The sequence below is a fragment of the Acinetobacter sp. VT 511 genome, assembly GCF_001077515.1.
In the GTDB taxonomy this organism is placed as follows: domain Bacteria; phylum Pseudomonadota; class Gammaproteobacteria; order Pseudomonadales; family Moraxellaceae; genus Acinetobacter; species Acinetobacter schindleri.
The window spans coordinates 1-16,992 of sequence record NZ_LFRE01000073.1 but is presented as its reverse complement, the minus strand read 5'-3'; the positions used below and the strand labels follow the sequence as shown (position 1 = coordinate 16,992).

The 16,992-nt window shown below is 46.0% G+C and carries 12 protein-coding genes and 2 rRNA genes; 10 read left to right on the top strand and 4 right to left on the bottom strand.

Going from position 1 to position 16,992, the window contains the following annotated elements; genetic code table 11:
* Positions 1 to 5: 5 nt before the first annotated feature.
* The 5 genes from ACS72_RS10870 (at position 6) to ACS72_RS10850 (ending at position 4,805) form a co-directional block, all read left to right on the top strand.
* Positions 6 to 998 carry a sulfonate ABC transporter substrate-binding protein gene (locus ACS72_RS10870; RefSeq protein ID WP_048882120.1) on the top strand — a complete coding sequence of 331 codons (993 nt, stop codon included), beginning with the start codon at positions 6 to 8 and terminating at the stop codon, positions 996 to 998.
* Positions 999 to 1,014: 16 nt separating this feature from the next.
* Positions 1,015 to 2,190, top strand: coding sequence for an FMNH2-dependent alkanesulfonate monooxygenase (gene ssuD, locus ACS72_RS10865; protein WP_048882119.1), 1,176 nt, complete (start codon positions 1,015 to 1,017; stop codon positions 2,188 to 2,190).
* Entirely contained in the window at positions 2,190 to 3,005 is an 816-nt protein-coding gene (gene ssuC / locus ACS72_RS10860) for an aliphatic sulfonate ABC transporter permease SsuC (RefSeq protein ID WP_008305905.1), read from the top strand. The genes ssuD and ssuC overlap by 1 nt, the downstream gene beginning before the upstream one ends.
* Before the next feature lie 24 nt (positions 3,006 to 3,029).
* On the top strand, positions 3,030 to 3,836 hold the full coding sequence (locus tag ACS72_RS10855; RefSeq protein WP_008305908.1) for an ABC transporter ATP-binding protein: 807 nt from the start codon (positions 3,030 to 3,032) through the stop codon (positions 3,834 to 3,836).
* A 333-nt stretch (positions 3,837 to 4,169) separates the two neighbouring features.
* Positions 4,170 to 4,805: a TetR family transcriptional regulator C-terminal domain-containing protein gene (locus ACS72_RS10850; RefSeq protein ID WP_171058634.1), complete on the top strand. Its 636-nt coding sequence runs from the start codon at positions 4,170 to 4,172 to the stop codon at positions 4,803 to 4,805.
* Positions 4,806 to 4,865: 60 nt separating this feature from the next.
* On the opposite strand, the gene ACS72_RS10845 is transcribed toward ACS72_RS10850, so the two are convergent.
* On the bottom strand, positions 4,866 to 5,429 hold the full coding sequence (locus ACS72_RS10845; RefSeq protein ID WP_004890952.1) for a hypothetical protein: 564 nt from the start codon (positions 5,427 to 5,429) through the stop codon (positions 4,866 to 4,868).
* Between the two features lie 331 nt (positions 5,430 to 5,760).
* On the opposite strand from ACS72_RS10845, the gene ribF reads away from it, so the two are divergent.
* From ribF to ACS72_RS10820, 5 genes are all read left to right on the top strand, one after another.
* A complete protein-coding gene (gene ribF, locus ACS72_RS10840; protein ID WP_048882118.1) occupies positions 5,761 to 6,762 on the top strand; it encodes a bifunctional riboflavin kinase/FAD synthetase in 1,002 nt (333 codons plus the stop codon).
* 64 nt (positions 6,763 to 6,826) lie between these two features.
* Positions 6,827 to 9,673 (top strand): isoleucine--tRNA ligase, encoded by a 2,847-nt coding sequence (ileS, locus tag ACS72_RS10835; protein ID WP_048882117.1) that lies wholly within the window; start codon positions 6,827 to 6,829, stop codon positions 9,671 to 9,673.
* Positions 9,666 to 10,196 (top strand): signal peptidase II, encoded by a 531-nt coding sequence (gene lspA, locus ACS72_RS10830; RefSeq protein ID WP_008305917.1) that lies wholly within the window; start codon positions 9,666 to 9,668, stop codon positions 10,194 to 10,196. The genes ileS and lspA overlap by 8 nt, the downstream gene beginning before the upstream one ends.
* A gap of 1 nt (position 10,197) precedes the next feature.
* The gene (locus tag ACS72_RS10825) at positions 10,198 to 10,680 is read left to right on the top strand and encodes a peptidylprolyl isomerase (RefSeq protein ID WP_004890959.1); all 483 of its coding nucleotides are present in this window, start codon (positions 10,198 to 10,200) and stop codon (positions 10,678 to 10,680) included.
* A gap of 131 nt (positions 10,681 to 10,811) precedes the next feature.
* Positions 10,812 to 11,354 (top strand): NADPH-dependent FMN reductase, encoded by a 543-nt coding sequence (locus ACS72_RS10820; RefSeq protein ID WP_048882116.1) that lies wholly within the window; start codon positions 10,812 to 10,814, stop codon positions 11,352 to 11,354.
* A 565-nt stretch (positions 11,355 to 11,919) separates the two neighbouring features.
* Here ACS72_RS10820 and ACS72_RS10815 read toward each other — a convergent pair.
* From ACS72_RS10815 to ACS72_RS10805, 3 genes are all read right to left on the bottom strand, one after another.
* Positions 11,920 to 13,116 (bottom strand): PQQ-dependent sugar dehydrogenase, encoded by a 1,197-nt coding sequence (locus ACS72_RS10815; protein WP_048882115.1) that lies wholly within the window; start codon positions 13,114 to 13,116, stop codon positions 11,920 to 11,922.
* Positions 13,117 to 13,397: 281 nt separating this feature from the next.
* Positions 13,398 to 13,512, bottom strand: a 5S ribosomal RNA gene (rrf, locus tag ACS72_RS10810).
* A gap of 245 nt (positions 13,513 to 13,757) precedes the next feature.
* Positions 13,758 to 16,651 (bottom strand): 23S ribosomal RNA (locus ACS72_RS10805).
* Between the last annotated feature and the right edge of the window lie 341 nt (positions 16,652 to 16,992).

The window sequence follows — 16,992 nt, the reverse complement described above, 5'->3', positions numbered from 1 at the left end:
TAATAATGACTCAACATCAGCGACACAACAAAGCAATCACATGGTTCAAGACCTCCAGTCATGCTATGAATGCCGCATTAGTTGCTTGTGCGATGTTGGGTTCAAGTGCCGCTTGGGCAGTTGATCCGTCAGTGAAACAGCTTCGTGTAGGCTACCAAAAAGCTTCGGTAAACTTGGTCATTGCACAACAGCAAAAGCTGCTTGAACAGGAATTTCCAAATGCAAAAATCAGCTGGAACGAATTTCCAGGCGGACCACAAATTTTAGAAGCATTAGCTGTAGGTTCTATTGATATCGGTGCGACTGGAGACACTCCTCCTGTCTATGCTCAAGCTGGTAATAAGCCATTGCATTATTTTGCTTATGAAACTGCAAAACCGCTCTCTTCTGCCATTCTGGTACAACACAATTCCAAAATTACCAAACTGAGCCAGCTCAAAGGTAAGCGTGTCGGCGTTCATCGCGGTTCCAGCTCGCATTATTTACTGGTCCAGGCAGTACGTAAGGCAGGTTTGCAATGGACCGATATCCAGCCAATCTGGTTAAGCCCTGCGGATGCACGTGCAGCCTTCCAGAAAGGTGCGATTGATGCTTGGGCGATTTGGGACCCGTACTATGCTGCAGCTCAAGTAGAAGATAAAGCCAGAGTCTTATCTTCAGGGAAAGGCTTAAGTCCCAATTATACCTTCTATCTGGCTTCAGAAAATTTAATTAAAAAACACCCGCAAGCATTAAAAGGAATTATCAAACAGGTCAATGTCGCAGATAAATGGGTACAGCGTCATAAAACTGAAACTGCAAAAATCTTTGCGCAAAGTACCGGCTTAACACCAATTATCAGCCAGACCTTTATCCAGCGTCGTCCTAATCCATCTGGTGCTGCACCGCTCACCAAGAAAGTGATTGCCGACCAGCAAGAACTCGCGAACCGTTTTAGCGAACTCAAGATCATTCCAAAATCTATCAATATTCAGCAAGCCGTTTGGGCAGGCAAATAATCCAAGGATCAAAGACATGAAAATTTTCTGGTTTATTCCGACACATGGTGACTGCCGCTACCTAGGTACCAGCAAAGGTGCACGCCAGGTCGATCATGCCTACATGAAACAGATTGCAGTTGCAGTCGATAACCTTGGCTATGAAGGTGTACTGATTCCAACAGGCCGTTCATGTGAAGATCCATGGTTAACCGCAGCCAGCCTGATTGACGCGACCAAGAAATTGAAATTCCTGGTTGCGCTACGTCCGGGTGTAACGACTCCTGCACTGGCTGCACGTATGGCATCAACCTTTGACCGTTTATCTGGTGGCCGTGTCTTGCTAAATCTGGTCACTGGTGGTGATGAGCAGGAACTAAAAGGCGATGGCGTGTATGAAGATCACGAAACCCGCTACAAGACTGCAACTGAATACACGACGATCTGGCGTGAAATCCTGAAACGCTCTCACACGGGTGAGAGCTTCACTTTCCACGGTGAACACTTAAGTGTAGACGATGCAAAATTGCTCTATCCACCCGTTCAAGAGCCCCATCCTCCACTGTGGTTCGGCGGTTCTTCAGATGCTGCGATTGAACTTGCAACAGATCAGGTTGACACTTACCTGACTTGGGGTGAACCACCTGCAGCAGTCAAAGAAAAGATTGAAAATGTCCGTGCCAAAGCTGAAGCGAAAGGCCGTAAGCTTAGCTACGGTATCCGTTTACATGTGATTGTTCGTGAAACCAATGAAGAAGCATGGAAGGCCGCAGAAGAGCTGATCCAGTATGTGGATGATGCAACTATTGCGGCAGCTCAGGCAAAATTCAAGCAAATGGATTCAGTCGGTCAGCGTCGTATGGCTGAACTGCATAATGGCGACCGTAGCAAACTTGAAGTCTCTCCAAACCTTTGGGCAGGTGTCGGTCTGGTACGTGGTGGCGCAGGTACAGCACTGGTAGGTGACCCTAAAACTATCGCAGCACGTATTCAGGAATATGCTGCCTTGGGTATCGATACTTTTATCTTCTCAGGCTACCCACATCTGGAGGAGTCGATCCGTTTTGCTGAACTGGTATTCCCACTTTTACCACTTGAAACCCAGAAAAAATTGACTCAGCCAAACCTGACAGGTCCATTCGGTGAAATTGTGGCAAATAACTACACGCCAGATGAGAACAAGAAGGCTGCGAGTGTTCAGGAGCCAGCTTAATGTCGAAAGTCGTTTCTGTTGAAACCATCGCAGAAAAGAAGGTTTCACGTGGAACACAACTCGGGCAGCGTTTGCTGCCCTGGTTAGTTCCTATTGGATTAATTTTGATCTGGCAGATCGCGTCAAGTACCGGTCTGCTGGAAAGCCGAATTTTGCCTGCACCGAGTGCAGTCATCGCCGCATTCTGGGCTCTGCTGATGAGTGGCGAACTCTGGACCCATGTAAAAGTCAGTGCTGGCCGTGCCCTTACTGGTTTACTGGTGGGTGGTGGTTTGGGGCTGCTTTTAGGTTTACTCAATGGTTCATCCAAAGCTGCCTCTACCCTGCTCGACACCACTTTACAGATGATCCGGAACATCCCTGCCCTGGCCTTAATTCCACTGGTGATTTTATGGTTCGGCATCGATGAATCAGCCAAGCTGTTTCTGGTCGCCATTGGCGTGTTCTTCCCGATCTATATCAATACCTATCATGGTATTCGCTCAGTCGATCCGCAGCTGATCGAAATGGGTAAAAGCTATGGCCTCACCCGTTGGCAACTCTATAAAGAAATTATTTTACCGGGCGCAATGCCTTCGATTCTGGTGGGTTTACGTTTCTCGTTAGGTTTAGTGTGGGTACTGCTGATTGTGGCTGAAACCATTTCTGCACAGTCCGGGATTGGTTATATGACCATGAATGCGCGTGAATTCCTGCAAACCGATGTGGTACTGGTCGGTATTTTACTGTATGCCTTACTTGGCAAACTGGCGGATGTTCTGGCGGTTGCCTTGGAACGTTTCCTGCTGCGCTGGCATGCTGGCTATCAAAAATAAATGAATAATATGGAGGAGCATGTGATGACTGATCTCAGCTTAGGGCGTCTCGCCAATGACCAAACTGCACCACAAGACTATGCTGCGGCAGATATTGATCCCCATGCAGTCATCGGTGCCGAAATTATTATTGAACAGCTGCACAAGTTCTATGGCTCGGTCAAGGTTCTGGAAGATCTGGATCTGCATATTCAGCCGGGCGAATTCCTGGCAATTGTCGGTCGTAGTGGTTGTGGTAAAAGTACCCTGCTGCGTCTGATTGCCGATCTGGAAAAACAGAGCTACGGCGAAATCAAGTTCAAGTCAGCACGTCATATTCGTGAAGGTATTACTGCGGACGATATTCGGGTGATGTTCCAAGATCCGCGTTTGTTGCCATGGCGGAGCATTGAACAAAATGTGCAATTGGGCTTGCCGAAAGATCAGCATGCCAATGCATCAAGCATGCTGGAGAAAGTCGGCTTAAAGGAAAAAGCAGGGCTATGGCCATCGCAACTGTCGGGTGGTCAGCGTCAACGTACAGCCTTGGCACGTGCTTTATCCCATAAACCACGTATCCTGCTCCTAGATGAACCCTTAGGTGCCCTGGATGCCCTGACCCGTCTTGACATGCAGAACCTGATCGAAAAGTTATGGACTGAACAGGGCTTTACTGCAATCCTGGTGACTCATGATGTCAGTGAAGCCGTACAGTTAGCAGATCGCATCATCCTGCTGGACAAAGGTCATATTGCCAAAGAGTTCCGTGTCAACTTGCCACGTCCACGTCAGAAAGGAATCCAGTTTGCTGAACTGGAACAGCAAGTTCTGAATGCCGTACTGGCAACCTAAAAAGAAACAAAACCCGGATTTAGAATCCGGGTTTTCACTTTGAAGGATAGATAATTCTTAGAATTTCATCAAAATTAAAATTACAGTCCATCTTAAAAATAAAATGTCATGAATCTGACATTAATTAAACTGATTTCTCAATAACAAAAGACTTCAAAATAATTTAAACATTTTCAAAAGCTTGATTTTTATACTGGGATTCGCTAGTTTTGTAAGGATTACATAGTTGATCTACAGAATAAATCATCATTATTCAAAAAATTAGACTTCTACTTTGTGCACAAATCTGATGATTTGCCGTACAATTCAATATTCCCTTTTTTAATTGTTTTTATATTGCTGATGGAACAAAAAAAGAGTACTCAAAAGCGCAACCAGCTGCTCAGTGCCGCTCTAGACGTTTTTTCCCTATATGGCTTTAGTGGGGCAAGTCTGGACGAAATCGCACAAATTGCAGAAATGCATAAATCTAATATTTTCTATTACTATGAAAATAAAGAAGCTCTCTATGTAGAGGTGTTAACCACCGTACTGCAAAAGTGGCTGGCACCACTGCAAATGCTTGAAGCCGAGCTAGAACCGGAAGAAGCGATCACCAATTATCTGATGCAGAAAATTGAAGTATCACGCACGCAACCGAAAGCATCTCGCCTGTTCGCCTTGGAAGTGATCCAGGGGGCACCACATATTCTGGAAATCCTGAAAGGTCCACTGAAAAAACTGGTGAAACGTAAAGCCAAGGTGATCAGTAACTGGCAGGAACAGGGCAAGATTTCTAAAGATATTGACCCTGAACTGCTGATCCTGAATATCTGGGCAGTGACACAGAACTATGCCGACTTTGCCATACAGATGGAAATGGTGACCGGCAAAACGCTGCGTAACCGTAGCATGCAGCAGCGTGTGATTCAGCACACTGTACATATGATGCTTTACGGTGTACTACCACGTCCTGAACAAAACGCATAAGTTTTGCTTGGCATACGACCATAGTCATTATGGTCGCCGATCCAGTCTTTAACCTTATTCTTATTTTAACATCTGATATAAAAATAACAGTTTTTGCGCGCCTAACAATAAGTTTTCCTCCCAGTCGAGATGCGCTGTGTCATTGGCACCATCGGTAATGTATTTTACAGAAATCAGGCGTACGCCAAGTTTCTTGCATACCTTGGCCAGTGCATAGCCTTCCATGTCGACCAATTGGCAGGGCACTTTGGGTTGTCCTGTTTCGAAGCTATCTCCGGTTCCGCAAATACCCTTGGGCAAATGATCAAAGAAAGGCTCAAGCTCGATTGCTCCCGGGAAATGCTGATCCATCGGGGTTAAGCCGACGTCAAAACCGAGTGGTGATACGTCCATATCGCGCTGCACAAAATGGCTGACTTCGACCAGGGCATGCGCATCAAAATGCGAACTGCCTGCCGTACCCAAGTTCAATAAAGTCTTGCAGCCTGTGTTCTGAATCACTTCAAAGGCTTTAAAGGCTGCGTTGACTTTGCCAATACCGCTATAATGCACATCAATACCTTGTGCTTCAAATAAGCCTTTGGATTCATTGGGCAAAGCCATAATTAGTGCATGTTCGGACATTGGGTTTCCATATCAATTTTAAAATACTGGACTATTAAAAGATAAACAGGTGAGCGCTGCAAATAAAAATCGATTTCTGCTCAGCAGAAAATGGCCTCTGCCCTGTCTGCTATAAACCTGTTTAAACTGCTAGAAAAATAGAGATAGCTCTGATTATTAGAGCGCTAAGGAAGCAGGAAATATTGATTAATTTTTATTTTATTCAGCCGATTAAGTTCTGGGCTAAAGATTTTTAAATAAAAGATATTGCATAAAAACACAACAACAAGACGAAACGTAAAGATTATGGCAATATATAGCCTCTTCGAATTTCCAAGCACCTGATTCGCCCATGAAGCTGCTCCGTCTAAATGCCTTATCGTCTCGCACAGAGTTACCTAAAACGGTGGTTACCATTGGTAATTTTGACGGTGTGCATTTAGGTCATCAGGTCATGATCAAACAGCTGAAAGCCGTGGCGGAACAGCAACAGCTGAAAAGCGTGGTAATGATCTTTGAACCGCAGCCGCTGGAATATTTCAAAGGCTATGAGGCCCCACCCCGTATATCATCTTTACGTGAAAAGGTGGAATACCTGACTGAACTGGGTGTGGACTATATTGCGGTGGCGAAATTTGATGAAAGTTTCCGTAGCCTGAATGCAGAACAGTTTGCCGATATTCTAAAAGATAAACTGAATGCCGAGCATCTGGTGCTGGGTGATGATTTCCACTTCGGTAAACACCGTCAGGGCAATAGCGAATTCCTGCGTAATTATGGTTTTCAGGTCACCAATCTGGATACCGTACAACTCGACGGCGAACGTGTCAGTTCGACCCGTATCCGTCAGACACTACAAGCAGGCGATCTTGCCCTGGCTGCCAAACTCCTGGGGCGCCCTTATAGCATTACCGGGCGGGTACAGTATGGTGACCAGATTGGCCGCACCATTGATTTCCCGACTATTAATGTGCGCTTAAACCGTCATAGACCGTGTTTGCAGGGTATTTATGGCGTGGAAGTGGTATGTGAAACCGAATCTTTAAAAGATAAAGCTAGAGCTGGTGATGCAAGCAAAACAGGCATTGCTGGCTATGATCCCACCGGTCTGTTTGGCGCCGGACATGTCGGGACCCGCCCGGCCATTCAGCAGGAACAACCAGAATGGCGATTAGAAGTACATTTCCCTGATGTTTCTGCTAATCTGTATGGCCTGTTGATGCGGGTGACATTCTTAAACTATTTGCATGGCGAAAAGAATTATCCTTCGCTTGAAGCCCTAAAAGCCGGAATTGATGACGATGTCGAGAAACTACTTGAGTTTCGTCGAAATCACCCCACATTTCCCTTTTAATCCCCCATATTTTTATTGTAAAACGTGTCTGTCAAATGACAGATTGAATTGGAAGACAACTTGCATGAGCGATAAGCAAACTCCTGAAAATGCAGTGGATTACAAAGCCACGCTAAACCTCCCAGGTACTGACTTTGCAATGAAGGCAAATCTGGCAGTACGTGAAGCGAAATGGTTAGAAGAGTGGTATGCCGACAACATTTATCAGCAGATTCGTGCGTCGCGTATTGGCAAGAAAAAATATGTACTTCATGACGGCCCTCCGTACGCAAACGGCCAAATCCATTTGGGTCATGCAGTCAATAAAGTCTTAAAAGACATCATTATTAAAAGCCGTGTCATGGATGGCTTTGATGCCCCATATGTACCGGGCTGGGACTGTCACGGTCTTCCAATCGAACTGAAAGTCGAAGAAAAAGTCGGTAAAGTGGGCGTAAAAGTTGATGCTTCGACTTTCCGTAAAGCTTGCCGCGAATATGCGTATACACAAGTTGAATTACAGAAGAAAGACTTCGTGCGTATGGGCGTGTTCGGTGATTGGGACAATCCTTACCTGACAATGAACTTCAAACAGGAAGCGGATATTGTTCTCTCACTGGGTGCAATCGCAAAAGCTGGTCATATCGAACCAGGTCTGAAACCGGTCAACTGGTGTCTGGACTGTGGTTCATCTCTGGCTGAAGCAGAAGTTGAATATGAAGATAAAAAATCCGATGCGATTGACGTGGGTTTCACTGTAGTCGATCTGGCTGACCTGTCTGCACGTTTAGGTGTAGAAGTCGCTGACCGTACTGATATCGTGATCTGGACCACAACGCCTTGGACGCTTCCTGCGAACCAAGCCGTTGCCCTGCATGCTGAAATTGAATATCAACTGGTGAAAGCGCGTGGCGAAGAAAAAGCGGCGCAAAACTTTATCCTGGCGAAAGATCTGGTGGAATCTGCAACTGAACGCTACGGTTTTACCACTGTTGAAGTCATTGCTGATTTTGCCGGTAGCAAACTTGAGCACCTGGTTCTGCAACATCCACTGATTAACGATCGTCAAGTGCCTGTAATCTTGGGCGAACACGTGATTGCCACCAGTGGTACCGGTGCAGTGCATACGGCGCCTGGCCATGGTGTGGACGACTATAAAGTTGGCTTGCTGTACAACCTGAAAGTAGAAAATCCAGTGGGTGGTAACGGTGTTTACTTACCAACGTCTCCACTGTTTGCTGGCGAGCATATCTACAAAGCCAATCCACAAATTATTGCTGCATTAGCAGAGGCCAACAAGCTTTGGGCACATCACCCAATCAAACACAGCTACCCGCACTGCTGGCGTCATAAAACCCCAATTATCTTCCGTGCGACACCACAATGGTTCATCAGCATGGATGCCAAAGGCTTACGTCAAGGCGCATTGAATGCGATCGAAAACGAGATCAGCTTTGTGCCGGACTGGGGTAAAAACCGTATCCAGGCGATGATTGAAGGCCGTCCAGACTGGTGTATCTCTCGTCAACGCACTTGGGGTGTGCCAATTCCGTTCTTCGTGCATAAAGATACCAATGAATTGCACCCACGTACGCCTGAACTGATCGAAGAAGTTGCCAAACTGATTGAACAGGAAGGTATTGATGGCTGGTACAACCGTGATGCACGCGAGTTCATCGGTGATGATGCTGAACAATACAATGCGGTACGCGATACCCTGGACGTATGGTTCGACTCGGGTACAACGCACTACGCTGTATTACGTGAACGTGAAGAGCTGCAAGACCCTGCGGATCTTTACCTTGAAGGTTCTGACCAGCACCGTGGCTGGTTCCAGTCTTCGTTGTTGACATCGATTGCCATCAATGAACGTGCACCATATAAAGGCTTGCTGACGCATGGTTTCGTAGTGGATGAGAAAGGCCGCAAGATGTCAAAATCGTTGGGTAACATTATTACCCCACAAGACATCATTAAAGATATGGGTGCAGACGGTTTACGCTTCTGGATCGCATCGGCGGACTACCGCTATGAAATGACTGCGGGTAAAGAAATATTTAGCCGTGCATCAGATGGTTACCGTCGTATCCGTAACACACTGCGTTTCTTACTTGCCAACTTAAATGGTTTCAAACCATCAACTGATGCGCTTCCTGTAGATCAATTGATCGCGCTTGATCAATACATCCTGCAACGTGCAGCTGAAGTACAGAAAACCGTTCAGCAAGCTTATGAAGATATGAACTTCCATATCGTAACCAATGCCTTAACCAATTTCTGTATCAATGACCTGGGTGGTTTCTACCTCGACATCATCAAAGACCGCCAATACACTACCAAAGCCGATTCTCAGGCACGTCACTCTGCACAAACTGCACTGTATCATCTGGTACAGGCATTCGTACGCTGGATGGCACCGATCTTGAGCTTTACTGCACAAGAAGCTTGGCCACTGATTCCTGAGCAGTCAGAGAAATATGTGTTCACTGCTGAATGGTATGATATTCCAGCTGCATCTACTGCAAACTTGGTGACTGAAGCTGAATGGCAAACGCTGATTTCGGTAAAATCTGCAGTGAACAAGTTTATTGAAGCGGCGCGTACTGAAAAAACAGTGGGTTCGAACCTGTCTGCCAAAGTTGAACTTTGGGCGTCGAACGAGCTGAAAGCGGTATTGGACAAACTGGGTGATGAACTGCGTTTTGTACTGATTACCTCTCAAGTGATCGTGAATGACTTTAAGGCTGCCCAAGGTGAAGCATCTGATCTGGAAGGTCTGAATGTGAAAGTTTCTGCCGCAGACGGTGAGAAATGTGTACGTTGCTGGCATGTACTTCCTGATGTAAACACACATGCATCACACCCAGGCTTGTGTGGCCGCTGTATCATCAACCTGCCGACAGGCCAAGGCGAAGAGAGAAAATATGCCTAATCCACAAGAAAAAAAGGGCTTATTCCAGTTCTATCCTCACAACTTGTGGTGGTTAGGTCTGACTATTATTTCAATTATTCTGGATCAATGGACCAAATGGATTGCGACCACTAGTCTGAATTACGCAGATCCAGTACCCGTCCTGCCCTTTTTAAATTGGACATTACTGCATAACTATGGCGCAGCCTTTAGTTTTCTGTCCGATGCCGGTGGATGGCAACGTTATTTCTTTACTTCGCTGGCAGGAGTAGTGTCTGTGATTTTCGTGTTCTGGCTGATGCGTATGCCAAAGAACATGAAAGTTTTACCTTTGGCCGTTGCCCTGATTCTGGGCGGTGCCATCGGCAACCTGATTGACCGTGTTTCTCTCGGCTATGTAGTCGATTTTATTCATGTTTATTATCAGAATAGCCACTTCCCTGCCTTTAACCTTGCAGACAGTGCCATTACGTTAGGTACTATTTTAATGCTGATTGACACCTTCTTCTTAGAAGGAAAACGCAACCAACAGCAGGCGAAATAACATGACTGATTTTATTAATCCTAACGAGGAAACTCGTATTGAAGCTGGCTCTAAGGTTGAGCTTCATTTCTCAGTAGCCATTGAAAATGGTGTTGAAATTGACAATACCCGCAGTCGTACTGAGCCGGTAAGTCTGGTAATGGGCGATGGCAGCTTGCTACCAGGCTTTGAAAAAGCACTGTTCGGTTTACGCGCCGGTGACCGTCGTACCGTAAGTCTTCCTCCTGAAGATGCTTTCGGTCCATGGAATCCTGAAAACGTACAAAAATTTGATACTGTGAAATTTGGCGAACGTCCAATTGAAGGTCATATGATCGAGTTTGAAGACAAAGCGAAACAAAGCCTGTATGGCGTGGTGAAAACCGTCGGTGATGACATCACTGAAGTGGATTTCAACCACCCGCTAGCTGGCAAGAATATTACTTTTGAAGTAGAAATCTTTAAAGTAACCCCAGCCGGTCAACAAGGTGTGAAATTGATGTAAGCATCATTTCACGACAAAGCGCCTTTGGGCGCTTTTTTTTATAATGCAAATACCAAGATACAAATCATGCCTATTCATCCTTGCTTATTTTGATTAATTTAAGTTGAGTGAAGCAATGACAGGATAATAAGATGAAGATTTACATCATTGTAGGCAGTATTCGCGAAGGACGTGTAGCGATCAAAGTAGCTGACTGGATCTTTAAACAAATTAAAACCTATCACTTCAGTACAGTGGAAGCTGAAATTGTCGATCTGAAAGAATGGGACCTGCCGATGTTTGCTGGCGCACATCCTCCACTCACCGGTATTTATGACCAGCCTAAACAGCAGGAATGGGCTGATTTTATTGCACTTGCAGATGCCATTATTTTTATCAGCCCGGAATATAACCATGGCTACAGTCCAGCCCTGAAAAATGCCCTGGATTATCTAGGTAAGGAATGGCAAGGCAAACCGGCGGCTTATGTCGGCTACGGTGCGACCAACGGCTCGCGCTCTATCGATCAGATCCGTCAGGTCGGTACACAGCTTGGTTTAGTGGATACGAATGCGGTAATCGAAATTCGTGATATCTTTAGTCGTGCTAAAGACTATACCTTTGAAGGGAATGAATTCGATAATAAAACCCTGCGAGGCGTGGTAGACAAGCTGATTCAGTATGTCAGTGCGTAAGTTGCCGCGGACAGCCACGTCCGTTTTAGCTTACAAGCCAAGCAGAAATTACTGCTATTTGCCTACAAATATACACGCTATATTTAAGTCATCACCGGACAGGATGTCCAATAGCGATACAAGAATAAGAAAAAGCGCATTACAACAGGAAGTTGCCAGATCTGACATGAGTCAGATCTTCATAACAAATCCAAAAGGCCTCGACAGGATGTCGAGGCCTTTTACTTTATGGGTTGTCTATAAGCTTAAGTACTTCTCGCTATCCTGCTGCAAATTTCAGCATCACTGTACGCTATGGCGCACAAGTATTGGGGAGAGTTGACGCTATACCAAATCCATAATTCCTCTTATAGTTAAGACATACAGGACAGGATGTCTTGAAGAATAAAAAACAATAAATGCAGCAGGAAGCTGATCGGTATGACAGGAGTTATACCTTGATAAATGAATCTGGAAAAGCCCTGACAGGATGTCAGGGCTTTTTCTTTTATACCTTTATAAGCATATTTTTACTCTTAAACGAAAAGAGGATTCCAAAAAATCCTCTTTTTTTAAAAATTAGTACTTAAAGCGCTGTGAGCTTTAACAAACGTGCCTGAGGACCATCTTCAATCACCCAGATGCCCCCATCCTGAGCCTGTACTGCGCCACGAATCCGTGCTTTCATATCCAGCCGTTGAACTTCTTTGGCAGGTTGCTGCATCGTATCTATAATAATAATTGCTTTGGAAGAAAGACCTGTGGCTATCGCTTTATTTTGCCATTGCGGGAACATTTTTCCGGTATAAAAGTTCAGGTCAGATGGAGAGATTACCGGTGTCCAGTCCAGTACAGGTGCTTCAAATTCAGGTCGGGTACTATGATCCGGAATTGGCTTTCCATTATAATGATCACCATTTGATACTAAAGGATAGCCATAATTTTTAGCCTTGATAATCTTGTTCAGTTCATCGCCGCCCTTCGGTCCCATTTCAATGACCCAGAGCTGCCCTTTGGGATCAAACGCCATTCCCAGAGGATTACGGTGTCCAAGACTCCAAACCTGCTGGGCAATTTTACCCTGATTCATAAAGGGATTATCGGCAGGGATCGAGCCATCATCGTTCAGGCGAATAATTTTACCGGCATTAGACTTCATATCTTGTGCAGGATCAAACTGTTGACGTTCGCCTGAGCTGATCCAGAGCTTGCCATCCGGCCCGAATACAATTCGGTGTCCATAGTGGCCCTGCCCCGAAGAGAATTTAGGAATCTGAGTCCAGATTTTTTCGATCTGGGTGAGCTGTGGTGCACTTTGTTTCAAATCCAGCTTGCCACGAATCACCACTGCACCATAACCGCCTTGACTCTGTTCAGCATAGCTCAGATAGATCCATGGGTTATTTGCGAAATCAGGATGTAATGCGACATCTCCCAAGCCGCCCTGACCGCCATAAGCCACTTTCGGGGTGCCTTTAATTTCAGTCTTTTTCTTGGTTTCTGGATCGAATAAATACAGTCTGCCTTTACGCTCGGTAACCAGTAGACGACCATCCTTTAAAGGTGTTATCGCCCATGGTTCATTAAACTCGGCAATATTATTAACCTTATAGGCTTGCTGTACTTGAGTGGAAGAAGGTGTAGTTACAGTTTCGGAAGTAGAGTTTGCCGCTTCCGGACTCTTATTGAGTTCCTGTGACGTCTTGTTCTGTGCATGACAGGCAGTCAGGCTATAAGGGATAAAGCCTAAACACAACATTGCTGCGAGATGAACCTGTTTCATTGTTATTCTACATACTTATTAAAACGAATAACTTACAATTTAGCATCTCAAACGCTCACTAAAAGCATAAAAAGGTTAACAATCGTAAACGAAAATAATCCTAGCTTGCGCCGATAAGTCCTAACTATATTGAAACCATCCCTTGCTACAGGCTGAATTATATTAGATTTTCACCTGATAGAGCTGTTGGTCCGCAGTTTACAGCAAGCAATCAATTGATCAGACTCGGCCATAAAAAAAACACCCCCTGTCATTTGGCAGGGGGTGTTTTTAGAATAATGAGCTGGCGATGACTTACTCTCACATGGGAAACCCCACACTACCATCAGCGCTAAGAGGTTTCACTTCTGAGTTCGGGAAGGGATCAGGTGGTTCACTCTTGCTATGGTCGCCAGCACAACTGGTATGACTTTGCGTTTGGTCTTATTCGCTTTGCATTGCTGCTTTGCTTGCCGTTGCTTGGTCAAATCTTGCACTCGTTCAAAACAGTGTTTTGAACATCGTTCATTAATAGAAATATTTGAGTCGAATTGTATGTTCTAGCGTTAGCTGAATCAAGTATTTCAAGACCGTTTGGTCTTTAATGAATCAATCTCTGCTCACTGCTTGCGCAGTTCGTACAACAACTGTTTGGGTGTTGTATAGTCAAGCCTCACGAGCAATTAGTATTGGTCAGCTTCATGTATCGCTACACTTCCACATCCAACCTATCAACGTCGTAGTCTTCAACGGCTCTTTAGGTGACATAAAGTCACAGGGAAATCTTATCTTGAGGTAGGCTTCCCGCTTAGATGCTTTCAGCGGTTATCCCTTCCGAACATAGCTACCCGGCGATGCGACTGGCGTCACAACCGGTACACCAGAGGTTCGTCCACTCTGGTCCTCTCGTACTAGGAGCAGATCCTCTCAAATTTCCAGCGCCCACGGTAGATAGGGACCGAACTGTCTCACGACGTTCTAAACCCAGCTCGCGTACCTCTTTAAATGGCGAACAGCCATACCCTTGGGACCTGCTTCAGCCCCAGGATGAGATGAGCCGACATCGAGGTGCCAAACACCGCCGTCGATATGAACTCTTGGGCGGTATCAGCCTGTTATCCCCAGAGTACCTTTTATCCGTTGAGCGATGGCCCTTCCATACAGAACCACCGGATCACTAAGACCTACTTTCGTACCTGCTCGACTTGTGGGTCTCGCAGTTAAGCGCGCTTTTGCCTTTATACTCTACGCGTGATTTCCGACCACGCTGAGCGCACCTTCGTACTCCTCCGTTACTCTTTAGGAGGAGACCGCCCCAGTCAAACTACCCACCAGACATGGTCCTCGTCCCGGATAACGGGACAGAGTTAGAACCTCAATATTACCAGGGTGGTATTTCAAGGACGGCTCCATGGCAACTAGCGTCGCCACTTCAAAGCCTCCCACCTATCCTACACAAGTAAGATCAAAGTTCAATGTCAAGCTGCAGTAAAGGTTCACGGGGTCTTTCCGTCTAGCCGCGGGTACACCGCATCTTCACGGCGATTTCGATTTCACTGAGCCTCTGCTGGAGACAGCGCCCCCATCATTATGCCATTCGTGCAGGTCGGAACTTACCCGACAAGGAATTTCGCTACCTTAGGACCGTTATAGTTACGGCCGCCGTTTACTGGGGCTTCGATCAAGAGCTTCGCTTACGCTAACCCCATCAATTAACCTTCCAGCACCGGGCAGGCATCACACCCTATACGTCCACTTTCGTGTTTGCAGAGTGCTATGTTTTTAATAAACAGTTGCAGGGGCCTGGTTTCTGAGGCTGCCAACAGCTCAAGGAGCAAGTCCTATCACCGCCGGCAGCGTACCTTCTCCCGAAGTTACGGTACCATTTTGCCTAGTTCCTTCAGCAGAGTTCTCTCAAGCGCTTTGGTCTACTCGACCTGACCACCTGTGTCGGTTTCGGGTACGATTCCTGTTTAACTGAAGCTTAGAGACTTTTCCTGGAAGTATGGTATCAGCCACTTCACTGTACAAGTACAGCTTGCTATCAGTTCTCAGCATAGAGTACCCCGGATTTGCCTAAGATACATGCCTACAACCTTCCACCTGGACAACCAACGCCAGGCTGACTTAACCTTCTCCGTCCTCTCATCGCATTAAACAGAAGTATTGGAATATTAACCAATTTCCCATCGACTACGCCTCTCGGCCTCGCCTTAGGGGTCGACTCACCCAGCCCCGATTAACGTTGGACTGGAACCCTTGGTCTTTCAGCGAGCGGGTTTTTCACCCGCTTTGTCGTTACTCACGTCAGCATTCGCACTTCTGATACCTCCAGCAGACTTCTCAATCCACCTTCATCGGCTTACAGAACGCTCCCCTACCACTTGCAATAAATTGCAAATCCGCAGCTTCGGCATATAGTTTTAGCCCCGTTACATCTTCCGCGCAGGCCGACTCGACTAGTGAGCTATTACGCTTTCTTTAAAGGGTGGCTGCTTCTAAGCCAACCTCCTAGCTGTCTATGCCTTCCCACATCGTTTCCCACTTAACTATAATTTAGGGGCCTTAGCTGGCGGTCTGGATTGTTTTCCTCTTGACTACGGACGTTAGCACCCGCAGTCTGTCTCCCGGATAGTACTCATTGGTATTCGGAGTTTGCATCGGTTTGGTAAGTCGGGATGACCCCCTAGCCGAAACAGTGCTCTACCCCCAATGGTATTCGTCCGAGGCGCTACCTAAATAGCTTTCGGGGAGAACCAGCTATCACCGAGTTTGATTAGCCTTTCACCCCTATCCACAAGTCATCCCCTGGCTTTTCAACGACAGTGGGTTCGGTCCTCCAGTCAGTGTTACCTAACCTTCAACCTGCTCATGGATAGATCACCCGGTTTCGGGTCTATACCCAGCAACTAAACGCCCTATTAAGACTCGGTTTCCCTACGGCTCCCCTATTCGGTTAACCTCGCTACTGAATATAAGTCGCTGACCCATTATACAAAAGGTACGCAGTCACCGAACAAGTCGGCTCCCACTGCTTGTATGCATGCGGTTTCAGGATCTATTTCACTCCCCTCACAGGGGTTCTTTTCGCCTTTCCCTCACGGTACTGGTTCACTATCGGTCAGTCAGGAGTATTTAGCCTTGGAGGATGGTCCCCCCATATTCAGACAAGGTTTCACGTGCCTCGCCCTACTCGACATCATCATATCAGCCCTTTCGTGTACAGGACTATCACCCACTATGGTTGCACTTCCCAGAGCATTCCACTAAAACTGATATGACTTAATGGGCTGTTCCCCGTTCGCTCGCCGCTACTGAGGGAATCTCAATTGATTTCTTTTCCTAGAGGTACTGAGATGTTTCACTTCCCTCCGTTCGCCTCGTATGACTATGTATTCATCATACGATACCTGGCTTATACCAGGTGGGTTTCCCCATTCAGACATCTCCGGATCACAGGATATTTGCCGCCTCCCCGGAGCTTTTCGCAGGCTATCACGTCTTTCTTCGCCTCTGACTGCCAAGGCATCCACCACATGCACTTAATTACTTGACTATACAACCCCAAACAGTCGTTAATCCTTACAAGTAAGATTAACAACAAGATCAACTAGTAAACTAGCCTTTCTCACAGTTAGAGTTTCGTGCACTTAAGCACCGTACAGCTTCAATTAGATTCATATACCAAAACGCTTGATTCAGTTAATTTCGCTAGAACTCATTTCTTGTAGTTGCCTACTTGAAACGAGTTTGAACAAATTATTTCAACTCAAATATATTCTGTTAATGATTCACTGTATCCTCGTCGGACTACAGTCAACTGTGATAAATCACAGAGCTTAATAACAATGCCGCGCATTATACGCAACTTAATCACTAAGCTCTATAAGCTATCAG